A 12,296-nucleotide genomic window follows, 5' to 3' on the forward strand; every position below is an offset into this window, starting at 1 on the left:
ACGCGGTCGCGCAGATCCGCCACCTGCCAGGCCACCCGCGGCGACCGCGGGATCACCTGCACCGGTCGGTCGAACTGCTCGTAGCGGAACGCCGCGCCCAGGTTCGGATGCCGCCCCAGCACCGTCGTGAACGCCGCGCCCAGCCGGCCCGGGTCCAGCGGTCCGGCCAGTTCGAAACGGGCGGTGAGCGTGTAGACATCGGCCGCGCCGTCGCGTAGGGCGTGGAAGAGCAGCCCCTCCTGCAACGGGGAGAGCGGCAGCACATCGGCGACCGGCCCGTACGCGGCGGACAATTCGGCGGCGTCGTCCGGCGGGAGCGCGATCGATACGGCGGCGGCGTGCGGCGGCGCCGTCTCGAATTCCGCTGTGGGGTCGGCGCCTTCGGCCGAGGCGGCGAGATCGGCCAGGCTGCGGCGGGTCAGCATGTCCTGCGGAGCCAGGACGAGCCCCCGTTCCCGGAGCCGGGTGCAGACTCCGATGGCGGTGATGCTGTCACCGCCGGCGCCGAAGAAGTCGTCGTCGATATCGACGGTCGCGCCGCCGAGCAGTTCGCCGACGACCTCGGCCACCGCGCGTTCGGCCGCGGTGGCCGGCGCGCGGCCACCGGACGGTTCGGCCGGGGCGGGCAGCGCGGCACGGTCGACCTTGCCGTTCACCGTCCAGGGCAATTCGTCGAGCACCACGATGCGGGTGGGGACCATCGGATCGGGCAGCGACTCGGCCAGCCGGTTGCGTACCCGCGCCCCGAGATCACCCGCGCCGGTACCGGCGTCCCGCACCGGGACGACGTAACCGACGAGACTCGCCCGCCCCGCTATATCCCGGATATCGGCCGCCGCCGCCGCGACCTCGGGCAGCCCGCTGAGCGCGGCCTCCACCTCACCGATCTCGATCCGGTGCCCGCGAATCTTCACCTGGGCGTCGGCGCGGCCGGAATAGAAATAGCCGCTGCCGGGCACCCAGCGCGCCAGATCGCCGGTGCGGTACATCCGTGCTCCCGGCGGGCCGAACGGATCGGCCACGAAGCGCTGGGCGGTGATTCCGGGCGCGCCCAGATAACCCTGTGCGAGCCCCGCGCCCGCCAGATACAACTCACCGGGCTGCCCGTCGGCCACCACCTGGAGCCCGTTGTCCAGCAAGTAGGCGCGCACCCCGGGCAGCGGGACACCGATATGCGGGTCCACGCCGCGTACCGGCGCGCCGATCGCGTCGACGGTGGCCTCGGTCGGGCCGTAGAGATTGACCGCGGTGATCCCGGCGCGCTGCACCTGCTGCCACAGATCGGGCGGGCAGGCTTCGCCGCCGAGGACGAGCAGCCGCGGCGCGAGCTCGGCCAGCCCCTGCCCGAACAGCGCGGCGGCCAGTGTCGGGGTCCCGTCCACCACCTCGATACCGTCGGCCCGCAGCGCCGCCATCAGCGCCGCGGGGTCGCGCCGGATCTCGCTGTCGTACAGGTGGATCCGATGGCCGTCGAGCAACCACAGCAGTGGATCGAGCGCCGCGTCGAAGGCGAAGGACGTGGTGTGCGCGACCGCCAGCCGCCGGCCCCCGGCCCGGTCGACGGTGTCGGCGTAGATCCCGGATCGGTGCCCGGCCACCAGCTGCGCCAGCGCGGTGTGGTCGATCACCACACCTTTCGGCGTGCCGGTGGAACCGGAGGTGTAGAGCACATAGGCGGGGTGATCGCCCCGGACGGTCCCGATCTCGGCCGCGGTCGGCGGTGTGCCCGGATAGTCGGGCAGCGCCGTGCGCACCGGGTCGCTGTCGAGCGCCACCACTGTCACACCGGTGAACGCGCCGGCCAGGGCGCTGTCGGTGAGCATGAGGACCGGTTCCGCGTCGTCGATCATGGTCTGCAACCGGGGCACCGGATGTTCCGGATCCAGCGGCAGATACGTACCGCCCGCGCGCCACACCGCCAGCAGCGCGATCACGAGATCGGCGGTCCGCGGCAGCGCGACACCGACGAGCCGGCCCGGGGTCACGCCCCGGTCCCGCAGGTAGCGGGCCAGCCGGTACACGCGCTCACCGAGTTCCCCGGCGGTGTAGCGCTGTGTCCCGCTGACCAGGACCGTGGTGCCGGCGTAGGCCGCGACCATCCGGTCCAGCGCGGCGGGCACCGGTTCTGCGGTGCCGGCGACCGGCGGGCCGCCGCGCACGGCCAGCAGGCGGTCGCGGTCGGCGCGGTCGATCAGTTCCAGGGCCCCGACGGCCACCTTGTCCAGTTCGGTGAACGCCTCGATCACCCGCACCAGCCCCGCCACGCGGCGATAGGCGGTCTCGGGATCGTTGGTCCGGGCATCGCATTCGAAACCGAGCAGCACCGATTTGTCGGGGAGCGGGGTCACCACCAGCCCGAGATCCTCCGGCGGGCCGCCGGCGACGTTGCGCAGCAGACCCTTGGCGCCGTCGAAGTCGAGGGCGAAATCGAAAACCTTGAGGTTCATGCCGATTCCGTGCAGCAGTTCACCCGCCCCGAAACCGCTCAGGTCGCGGGCCAGATCGGCACCGCTGTAGCGCTGGTGCCTGCGCATCTCGCGCAGCGTCTCGGCGACCCGCACGCCGAGTTCGCCGACGGTGTCGTGGGCGTGCACGGTCAGCCGCAACGGCAGCACATTGACCGCCATCGCCGGGGTGCTCAGCGCGACCCGGCCGACCCGGCCCATCATCAGCATCGAGAGCACGACATCGGAATTACCCAGCAGCCGCTGCACATAGGCGGCGTAGCAGGCGATCAGACCGTCGGCCCAGGTGATCCGGTAGCGCTCGGTGCAATGGCGCAGCCGCTCCAGCGTTTCCACCGGCAGGATCGCCTCCGCGCGGATGGTACGTTCCACCGCGCCGCCGAGCGCGGTCCCGCGACCGTCGAGCGGGGGTGCGGGGCTGAGCTGTTCGCGCCAGTAACGCTGGTCCTCGGTGAACTGTTCGCTGTCGCGATAGTTCTGTTCGTCGGCGACCAGTTCGGCGATGGTGCCGAAGGTCGCCGCGGGCGGTTCGACCTGCCGGCGCAGCGCGGTGTAGTGCGCGGCGACCCGGCGCGACAGCAGCGCCGCGCTGTAGCCGTCGACGATCAGGTGGTGGTACAGCTGCACACACCAGACCTCGGTGTCGGTGAGCCGGATCAGCGTGTAGTTGTACAACCGCCGGTCCACCATGCCGCGGCACCGCTGGGCCGCCCGGTGACGTTCCAGTGCCACCGCCTCGTGGGCGAGCGAATACGGTTCCGCCGCGCCGCGCAGATCGATCAGCGGTTGCAATACGGCGGGTTCGTCACAGACGTATTGCCGTGGGCCGGCCGCGGTATCGCGGAAACGCAGCCGCATGTTCTCCGCTTCCGCCACCGTGCGGCGGATCGCCTCGGCCAATGCCTCGACGTCGATGGGGCCGTCGCCGGAGAGCTCGAGGACCTCACCGACCAGATAGCGCCCCGACTCCGGATCGAACAGCTGGGCGTTCCATATGCCCAGCTGCGGGCCGGTGAGCGGTAATCCGGGATCGCTGGCCTTCGAGGCATTCTGCTCTGCCGCCGGCACGGCAACTCCCTTCGCTGTGAACCACATTCGGTGCGGTGCGATACCGGTCCCTCTATCGACCGGCACGGCACACATCCACAGTTGAGGTTAGCCTAACCTTTACTGAAGTAAAACATCTATCGTGTAGCAGACCCTGTCCGGTTTGTCGTTCTCAGCCGGCGTGCACCGCGTTGTCGGCCAGCGGAACCACCAGCGGCGCCCCGGTTTCGGGGTCGTCGATCACCCGGCAACCCAGGTCGAAAACACGCTGCACGAGTTCGGCGGTGACGATCTCGCGCGGCGCCCCGGCCGCCACCACCGCCCCGTCCCGCATGGCGATCAGATGATCGGCATACCGGAAGGCGTGGTTCAGATCGTGCAGCACCGCGACCACCGTCCGCCCGGTCTCCCGGTTCAACCGGCGGCACAGATCCAGCAACTGGATCTGGTGGGCGATATCGAGAAAAGTCGTCGGTTCGTCCAGCAGCACGATCGGCGTCTCCTGCGCGAGCACCATGGCGATCCACACCCGCTGCCGCTGCCCCCCGGACAGTTCGTCCACCAGCCGTCCGGACAGTTCGGCCACCCCGGTCGCGGCCATGGCCGCCGCGACGGCCTCCTCGTCGCGCCGCGACCACTGCCGGATCAGCGACTGATGCGGGTACCGGCCCCGGGCCACCAGATCGGCGACCCGGATCCCCTCCGGCGCGGTCGAGGTCTGTGGCAGCAGACCGATCCGCCGGGCGACCTCTTTGGCCGGATAGCTGCCGATCTGTTTCCCGTCGAGCAGTACCGCCCCGGATTCGGGCGCCAGCAGTCGCGACAGCGCCCGCAGCAGCGTGGATTTCCCACAGGCGTTCGGGCCGATGATGACGGTGAAGGTGCCGTCGGGGATGTCGACGGTCAGTTCGTCGCTGATGACCCGGCTGCGGTAGCCCAGTCGCAACCGATCGGCGCGTAATCTGGCCGGCCCGCCGCCGGTCACCTCGGCGGCGCTGTGCTCGGATTTCTCGTCCACCATGATTCCCTCAGTTCCGTCGAGCCTCGGCCACCAGCAGATAGGCCAGATAGGCGCCACCGATCGACGCGGTCACCACCCCGACCGGCACGGTGGTCGGCGCGAACGCCCGGCGCGAGATCCAGTCGCAGACCACCAGCAGCAGCGCGCCCATCGCCGCGGCCGGCAGCACCGCGGTCGTCGGGGTCCGCGCCAGGCGCCGGCCCAGTTGCGGTGCCGCCAGGGCGACGAACGCGATCGGGCCCGCCACCGCGGTGCCCACCGCGGTGAACGCGACGCTGAGCACGGTCAGCGTCAGACGCGCCCGCCCGACCCGGATCCCGAGTGCCTGCGCCGCGTCGTCGCCCAGCTCCAGCACCTGCAACCGGTAGGCCGCCGGAACCACCACGACGGCCAGGATCGCCAGCACCACGAGGGCCGGCACGATCTCGTCCCAGGTGAGCCCGTCGAGGGTCCCGACGCCCCAGGCGGCGGCCGACATCGCCTCGTCGAGGTCGGCGCGCAGGATGAGCCAGGTGTTGACCGCGGCCAGCATCGCGCCGACGCCGATACCGACGATGATCAGCCGGAAACCCTTGACGTTGCGCTGGAAGGCCAGCAGGAAGATCGCGAGCGCGGTGAGCAGACCACCGCCCACCGCACCGGCGGCGGTGGCGTAGTAGCCGCCACCGGAGAGCAGCACCAGCAGCGCGCCGGTGTAGGCGCCGGAGTTGAACCCGACGATATCCGGGCTGCCCAGCGGATTCCGGGTGACCGACTGCAGGATCGCGCCACTGATCCCGAGTGCCGCGCCGAGCACCAGCGCCATGAGCACCCGGGGCATCCGCCATTCCCGCACGACCAGCTCGTCGCCGCCCACCCCGTTACCGAGTAGCGCCCGCACCACCCGGTCCGGCGGAATCGCGAAATCACCGGTGCCCAGGGCCAGCAGCGCCACCACACAGGCGGCGACCAGCAGCAGGACCGTCACCACGAGGCCGCGCATCCCGAATCGGGTGGTGGCACCGCGCAGGCGCAGCACCCGGACCGACCGGCCGAAATCGATGGCCGAGGCGGTGCCGAGACGCGGCGGTTTACGCACGGTGGTCACGACTGCCTCATCTCCGAGCGACGGGCGAGCCAGATCAGCACCGGGGCGCCCAGGAACGCCGTCACCACACCGGCGGACAATTCGTCGGGCGGGATGGCGATGCGGCCGACCACGTCCGCGAAGAGCACCAGCGCGGGCGCCAGCACCAGGGAATAGGCCACGATCCAGCGGTGGTCGGGGCCGACGATCCAGCGTGCGATATGTGGCACCGCCAGGCCCACGAAGGTGATCGGGCCGACCGCGGCGGTCGCGGTGCCGCAGAGCAGGATCAGCGCCAGCGCGGTACAGGCCCGGGTCCGGGTCACGTGCACGCCCAGTGCGCGGGCCAGATCGTCGCCCAGCGCCACCGCATTGAGCGAGCGGGCGGCGACGAAGGCCAGGATCATCCCGGCCACGATGAAGGGCGTGGCGCCGGCCAGGACGTCGTAGCCGCGACCGGTCAGCGCACCGGCATCCCACTGCCGCATCTTGTCGAAGGCAGTGGAATTCAGCAGGATCAGCCCCTTGGTGACACCGGTGAGCACGGCGGTCACCGCGACACCGGCCAGGGTGAGCCGAATCGGATCGGTCCCGCCGCGCCCGACGGTCCCCAGCCGATACACCGCCACCGACACTACCGCGGCACCCGCGAACCCGAACCAGACATAGGAGGCGATTCCGTCGGCGCCCAGGTAGGCGACGGCGACCGCGATGGCGAACGCGGCGCCCGCGTTGATACCGAGCAGGCCCGGATCGGCGAGTGGGTTGCGGGTCAGGCCCTGCATCAGGCAGCCCGCGACCCCCAGCGCGCTACCGGCGAGCAATCCGAGCAGCGTACGGGGTAGGCGGTATTCGCTGATGACCAGGTCATCCGGGGATCCATCGGGCTCCCACAGTGCACTAATGATTTCCGTGATCGGAATATGCGCCACCCCGACCCCGAGGCTCAGTAAGCAGGCGATTACCAGAAATATTGCTCCCAGCAACCATCCAGACCACCTGCGGACACCCACATATGTGTGGTATTCATAGGACGAACCGGCAGTCATGAGGCGGTGTCACAACTTCTGTGCATCGAATCGTCCCTTCCGGTCCGTGTGATGTAGGCCACTGTCATCGCTCACAAAAAACGTTAACAAGGCTTTATAGTGAGCGAAGGCTAACCTAACTACAGACGGGCTGACAACAGACTGCGCCGACACCGCACCCACGGTGTCCGCGAACGGCGCCCACCCCGAACGGGGTGCGCGGCCGTCCGGCGCAACGACGCACGAGCGAGAGGTGTGAGGGATGTGGACTCCGACGCTGCTGACGCCCGTGCGCCTGCCTTCCCCCTCGCCGCACAGTTTCCGGCCGACCCGGCCGGGTTGTAAGAAGATAGACAGGGATGAGGGATAGATGACGCAGCCATTCGTCACCTGATCGCCCAGGAAGACGATCCGACACCACCGGTGGGTTTTTCGTAACCCCCGGATTTCACCTGCGATTTGCGCAGTAATACCCCCGAACCGCGGCCTACGCGCGTGCGCCTACAGGCCCGGGGATCACTGCTGCCCTTTTCGCCGGACGGCACCGTCCGGCCGAAATACGGCGACAATTCGCAAAACCATGAGGGAATCACGATGAATATCAAGTCGATTGCTGCCACCGCGGCGATGACGGCGGCGGTACTGGGCGTCGCCGGAGGTATGGCGAGTGCCGACACCTTTGTGCCGCTCCCCGGCGGCGAAAAACTCGGTCCCGGCGTCAAACTGAGCCGTGTCGACGAGAGCGCGCTCATCTCGCCGTCGCTGTCGGCGAACGGCGCCGGCCGGGTCGCCTGGCTGAGCGGCCGCGTCTTCGCCGACGTCAGCCAGACCCCGGAGGGCACCCCGGGCCCCTGGAAGGGCCCGACCAACGCCCCCGGCACCAACAACTCGTCCACGCACGGCACGTCCCGCGTCAGCGCCGGGTACATCGTCGGCTGCCAGGTCAGCATCGCCGACGACGCCATCTCGGCCGGCGTATCGGCCAGCGTGAGCACCTCCAGCCTGGGTGCCAGCGGTTCGCTCGGCATCAAGCTCGGCCCGGGTGAGGTCAAATTCGTCAACGTCGAAGGCGTCGATATTCCGAAGCCCGGCGTGTACTGGGTCGACTACAAAGACGTCGAAATCAATATCGAAGGATGCGCCGGATACGCGCAGGCCCGTTCCTACGCCGTCGTCGAAATCATCGGCGACCATTATTCGAAGACCACCCTGTACGGAGCTCCGTTCAGCATCGGCTGACGCACGTCGTATCTGGTCGATCAAATCCGTCGCTGAACGGAATTCTCTTCCGAGAGGGAAACTGTCATGTCTGTAATCAAGAAAAGCGTCGTACGGGCCGCCAGCGTGACGGCCGCGGCCGTCGCCGCGGTCGGCCTGTTCTCCACCGGCGCGGCCGCTGCCGACACCTTCGTGCCGCTGCCGGGTGCCGAGCTGAACCACACCCTGCCCAACGGCCTGAACATCACCGCCCGCATCGCGAACGAGTCGGCGCTGATCAACCCGTCGATGGGTTCGACCCCGCTGCACCGCAACGCCTGGGTCTCGGGTAGCGCACAGGTCGAGGTGCACGGTCCGCACAAGGGCACCAAGATCACCCCCGGCTATGTCGTGGGCTGCCAGGTCGATATCAGTGGCGGCGCCGGCAACGGTGGCGCCGGTGTGACCTCCTCCGGTGACAAGGTGACCGGCAGCCTCAGCTCCGGCGCCAACCTGACCCTCGGCCCGGGCCAGGCCACCTCGTTCCTGCTGCTCGATATCGAGAAGCCGGACGTCTACGGCGACGAGGGCCACACCTTCGCCAACAAGTTCACCGGCCCCAACGGCTCGGTGACCTGGACCGATTCCACCATCGGTCTCAACGGCTGCGCCGGTTACGCCCAGGCCCGTGCCTTCGTCCGCGTCGAAACGACCACCGATCAGGGCATCTCCGAGTTCCGCGTCTGGGGTCAGCCCTTCAGCCTCGGCTGATCCGGCTCCCGCGGATCCGCTCGACGACGGTAGCCCCGGCCCGGTGGCCGGGGCTACCGCTGTGCGCGCGCCTCGCACCGCCCGCGAGAGAGTACCTTCGCGACCCTTCGATCCGGCACAGCCGAGGGCACGACACCGTCCCTTCACGAGACGTGCGGTTTCCGGCGTATTTGTGACACTGCACAAGAACCTTCGGACCGGCCGGAGCATTCCCGGCGCCTGCACCGGCACCCCGGCTCCGCGCGGTCATGCTCCCTCGCCCCCGCTCCGGCCGTGCGCGGACCGGCCACGGGAGGTCGCCCGGCGGCGTTCGCTAGGCTGACCGTCCTATGGCCATCGGCGCGACTCTGTACACCGTCACCCTGCACCTGTCCGATATCGATCGGGGCGTCTACCAGGAGCTGGAGTTGCGGATGGCCCGCCATCCCTCGGAAACCACGGAGTTCCTGGTCACCCGGCTGCTGGCCTACTGCCTCGAATACACCGACGGCATCGGCTTCAGCGACGGCGGCGTCTCGTCCACCGACGAACCGGCGGTACTGGTCCGCGATCTCACCGGCCGGATCACCGCCTGGATAGAGGTCGGCGCCCCCGATTCCGACCGCGTGCATCGCGGCAGCAAACTGGCCGGGAGGGTCGCGGTGTACACCCATCGCGACCCCGTCAAGGTGCTGGCGCAGCTCACCGGCAAACGGATCCATCGCGCCGAGCACATCCCGCTCGTCTCCTTCGACCGAGCCTTCGTCGAGGCCGCCGCGGCGGCCCTCGCACGCCGCAGCACCGCGACGGTCTCGGTGACCGAAGGCCAGCTCTATCTCGAACTCAACGGCACTTCGCTCGCCACCCCGATCGCCGAACAGCGACTCGGCTGAGCCCGCGGACCGGAGAGCGAACCGGCGACTTGACTTCAATAAACGTTGAGGTTTCACAGTGGCGGTATGCATACCGAAGACGAGCGGAATATCCGAGCCACCCTGGCCGCCCACACCGCGCTGTGGGTGCGCCACGAAATGCGGGAATGGGGAACGTATTTCACCGAGGACGCGGATTTCATCACCCACCGTGGGATCTGGTGGCGGTCCCGCGAGGCGAACGTCCGGGGCCATCTGGACGTACCGGAGTCGGTGATCGCGCAGAAGCGCGACTACACCCAGGAGATCGTGGCGATCGACGAACTGGCCCCGGGGGTCGCGCTCGTGCACACCCGGTGGCGCTGGCCGGGCCATGTACTGCCCGGCGCGGACACCGCCGAGGACCGGCACGGATTCATCACCCTCGTCCTGGTTCGTCACGAGGGCGAGTGGCGCATCCGGGCCGCGCACAACACCCGGGCGAACGGCCTGGACGACTTCTCCCCCGAGCGAACCACCACCGAGGCGCGATGACCCGCCGCGCTCGTCACTGCCCGCCTCCGGCCCGGTAGCGCACCGGCGGGAACACCCGATCGACGCCGAGCCGGACGGCCGCGTCCCGTCGGGTCAGGGCGGCCGCGCCACGCATCAGGTTATCCGCGATCTCGACCACGCCCGGAGCGCCGATATCCGGGCCCGTCCAGCGGTTGAACGCGCCCATCGCCGGGCCGCACCACAGCTGGAAGTCACCGCGGCGCTCGGTCTCGCCCTCGGTGGCCCAGCGGGTGGACATACCGAGATACCAGCGGAAGCACAGGGCCATCCGGTGCCGGCGGTCCCGCTCGGCGCGGGCGAGCTGTTTCGGATCGCGGTCCTGCCAGAAATCCCGGGTCCGCGCCCATATCTCGTCGACGGTGGCGCCGAAGATCTCGGTCTCGAGCTTCTTCGTATCGGCCGGGCTCAGTTCGTCCAGACCGGAATGAGTGGTGTAGCGGTCGTAGAGCCACTGGGCGCGGGTCCAGAAACGGCTCCCCTTCTTGAGCACCTGCACGCGGGCGCCGATCTCGAACATATCGGCGGCGGGCGCCGTGGTGAAGTCGGCGATATCGGCGGCCGCGAGCAGGGATTTCGCCGCCTCGGACAGGTCCGCTTCCGGTGCGAGCTGATTGATCGAACCGGTCAGCACATAGTCCGCGCCCAGGGCGAAGGCCGCGGCGACCGCCTCGGGAGTGCCCAGGCCGCCAGCGGCACCGAGCCGGACCCGCCGGTCGTAGCCGTACTGCCGGGCGGCCTCGTCGCGCAGGGCGATCATCCGCGGCAGCAGCGCCAGCAGCGGGCGGCCGTCGGTATGACCGCCGCTGTCGCCCTCCACCGTGATGTCCTCGGCCACCGGCACCAGGGCGGCGAGCTCGGCCTCGGCGGGGGTCAATTGCCCGGCCGTCACCAGCGTGCGCAGGATCTTCTCCGGGGCGGGGGCGAGGAACAATCGCGCGACCTCGGGCCGCGACACCTTGGCCATGATCTTGGTGGCGCGCTGGACACTGCCGTCCGGCCCACGGTGCAAACCGGCTGCCGCGCAACGCACCACGGCCGGGGTGAGCCCCATGAAGGCGGATGCCGAGACGGCCGGCACCCGGTGTTCGAGCAGCAGCGCGGCGGTGGCCTCCTCGAGTTCGGGTTCGCCGGGATTGTGCAGCAGATTCGCTCCCCAGGGGAGACCGTCCAGCTCCCGCGCCAACTCGGCCACCGTCCGTTCCACCCGGGCGAGACTCAGCCCGCCGGTGCCGAAGAAGGACAGGATCCCCGATCGCGCCGCGGCGGCGACCATTTCGGCGGAGGCGATCCCGCGGGCCATCTCGCCGACCACATATGCCAGCCGCACCCCGTACGCGCGCCGGAACGCCACCGAACCGAGGGTGCCCGTGCCGCAGGGTTCCACCACCCCGAGCACCGGGAGATCACCGGCCGCCGCGTCGGCGGCGGGCACCAGTGTTCCGCCCGCCGCCGGTAGCGGCTCGGTGTCCGCCACGACGAACAGCCGGCGGCCTATATCGTCCAGCAGTTCCGCGGCGGCACCACCCACCACCTCCGGGTCGCGCAGGTACAGATCGTGGGCCTCGCGCGGCGCGGGCATGACCGGGGTGGCGTACGGGGCAGACATCGGCGAATCCTTCGGTCGGAGAATAAATGCGGCTATCGGCGGGTGCGGACGGCCATACCGTCCGCACCCGCGGTTCATTCCGCGGTGAGCTGCTGGTCGATCAGGGCGAACAGCTCTTCGGCACTGGCCTGCTCGACCGCGGCCTGGTCGACACCGGTCTCGGTTTCCGGTTCGGGCAGGGACTCGGCCAGCAGGGCACGTAGGCCCTCGGCCAGCCGTGACCTGTCCTGGTCGGAGGGCAGGGTCGCGAGCAGGGACCGCAGCGCGGCGAGCTGATCGTCCACCGCCGACCCGTTCGAGGGCTCCTCGGTGGCGGCGGCCGCCGCCTCCTCCACCAGCGACCGCAGCATGCCCGCCACCGCGACCGCGGTCGGATAGTTGAAGACCAGCGCGTAGGGCAGCGTGACGCCCGCCGCTTCGGCCAGACGGTTGCGCAGTTCCACCGCGGCGAGCGAATCGAATCCCAGTTCCTGGAAAGGTGTTTCGGGATCGAGTGCGGCGGCGTCCGGATAACCGAGCACCCCCGCGGCGTGCTCGCGCACCACCTCCAGCACCACCCGATCGCGCTGTTCCTCCGGCACCGCGCTCAGCCGAGCGGCCAGCGCGGTCCCGGTGCCGCCGGATCCCGGCGCCGCGGGCCCGGTCTCCCGCCGGACCCGCGGCGCCGCGACCAGCGCACCGAGGACGGC

Annotated in this window: 10 protein-coding genes; 4 read left to right on the forward strand and 6 right to left on the reverse strand. The window is 69.8% G+C overall.

The features are described from left to right. The 4 genes from ON38_RS26150 to ON38_RS26165 all read right to left on the reverse strand — a co-directional run. Positions 1-3,533, reverse strand: a 3,533-nt coding sequence (locus ON38_RS26150) for a non-ribosomal peptide synthetase (RefSeq protein WP_169333299.1), incomplete at its 3' end; no start/stop codon positions are given. Positions 3,534-3,684: 151 nt separating this feature from the next. Then, complete coding sequence (locus tag ON38_RS26155) at positions 3,685-4,533, reverse strand: ABC transporter ATP-binding protein (RefSeq protein ID WP_039827676.1); 849 nt, start codon at positions 4,531-4,533, stop codon at positions 3,685-3,687. Between the two features lie 7 nt (positions 4,534-4,540). Then, positions 4,541-5,620 (reverse strand): FecCD family ABC transporter permease, encoded by a 1,080-nt coding sequence (locus ON38_RS26160; RefSeq protein WP_245564213.1) that lies wholly within the window; start codon positions 5,618-5,620, stop codon positions 4,541-4,543. Next, positions 5,617-6,585 carry a FecCD family ABC transporter permease gene (locus tag ON38_RS26165; RefSeq protein ID WP_039827684.1) on the reverse strand — a complete coding sequence of 323 codons (969 nt, stop codon included), beginning with the start codon at positions 6,583-6,585 and terminating at the stop codon, positions 5,617-5,619. The genes ON38_RS26160 and ON38_RS26165 overlap by 4 nt, the downstream gene beginning before the upstream one ends. 636 nt (positions 6,586-7,221) lie before the next feature. Here ON38_RS26165 and ON38_RS26170 point away from each other — a divergent pair. The 4 genes from ON38_RS26170 (at position 7,222) to ON38_RS26185 (ending at position 9,980) form a co-directional block, all read left to right on the forward strand. After that, a complete protein-coding gene (locus ON38_RS26170) occupies positions 7,222-7,866 on the forward strand; it encodes an MspA family porin (protein WP_039827685.1) in 645 nt (214 codons plus the stop codon). Positions 7,867-7,932: 66 nt separating this feature from the next. Beyond that, entirely contained in the window at positions 7,933-8,595 is a 663-nt protein-coding gene (locus ON38_RS26175; protein ID WP_039827677.1) for an MspA family porin, read from the forward strand. A 329-nt stretch (positions 8,596-8,924) separates the two neighbouring features. Further along, entirely contained in the window at positions 8,925-9,467 is a 543-nt protein-coding gene (locus ON38_RS26180) for a YaeQ family protein (RefSeq protein WP_039827678.1), read from the forward strand. A gap of 66 nt (positions 9,468-9,533) precedes the next feature. After that, on the forward strand, positions 9,534-9,980 hold the full coding sequence (locus tag ON38_RS26185; protein ID WP_039827680.1) for an SgcJ/EcaC family oxidoreductase: 447 nt from the start codon (positions 9,534-9,536) through the stop codon (positions 9,978-9,980). Positions 9,981-9,993: 13 nt separating this feature from the next. On the opposite strand, the gene ON38_RS26190 is transcribed toward ON38_RS26185, so the two are convergent. Together ON38_RS26190 and ON38_RS26195 are read right to left on the reverse strand one after the other, a co-directional pair. After that, a complete protein-coding gene (locus ON38_RS26190) occupies positions 9,994-11,607 on the reverse strand; it encodes a PfaD family polyunsaturated fatty acid/polyketide biosynthesis protein (RefSeq protein ID WP_051165192.1) in 1,614 nt (537 codons plus the stop codon). A gap of 74 nt (positions 11,608-11,681) precedes the next feature. Continuing rightward, on the reverse strand, positions 11,682-12,296 hold a 615-nt coding region (locus ON38_RS26195; RefSeq protein ID WP_039827681.1), incomplete at its 5' end, for a phosphopantetheine-binding protein.

Origin of the sequence: Nocardia testacea NBRC 100365, assembly GCF_000308775.1 — a bacterium.
GTDB lineage: Bacteria > Actinomycetota > Actinomycetes > Mycobacteriales > Mycobacteriaceae > Nocardia > Nocardia testacea.

Coding starts and splice junctions, on each gene's coding strand:
- ON38_RS26185 (WP_039827680.1), top strand. CDS start 9,534: ATGCATACCGAAGACGAGCGGAATATCCGAGCCACCCTGGCCGCCCAC.
- ON38_RS26155 (WP_039827676.1), bottom strand. CDS start 4,533: ATGGTGGACGAGAAATCCGAGCACAGCGCCGCCGAGGTGACCGGCGGC.
- ON38_RS26180 (WP_039827678.1), top strand. CDS start 8,925: ATGGCCATCGGCGCGACTCTGTACACCGTCACCCTGCACCTGTCCGAT.
- ON38_RS26190 (WP_051165192.1), bottom strand. CDS start 11,607: ATGTCTGCCCCGTACGCCACCCCGGTCATGCCCGCGCCGCGCGAGGCC.
- ON38_RS26175 (WP_039827677.1), top strand. CDS start 7,933: ATGTCTGTAATCAAGAAAAGCGTCGTACGGGCCGCCAGCGTGACGGCC.
- ON38_RS26170 (WP_039827685.1), top strand. CDS start 7,222: ATGAATATCAAGTCGATTGCTGCCACCGCGGCGATGACGGCGGCGGTA.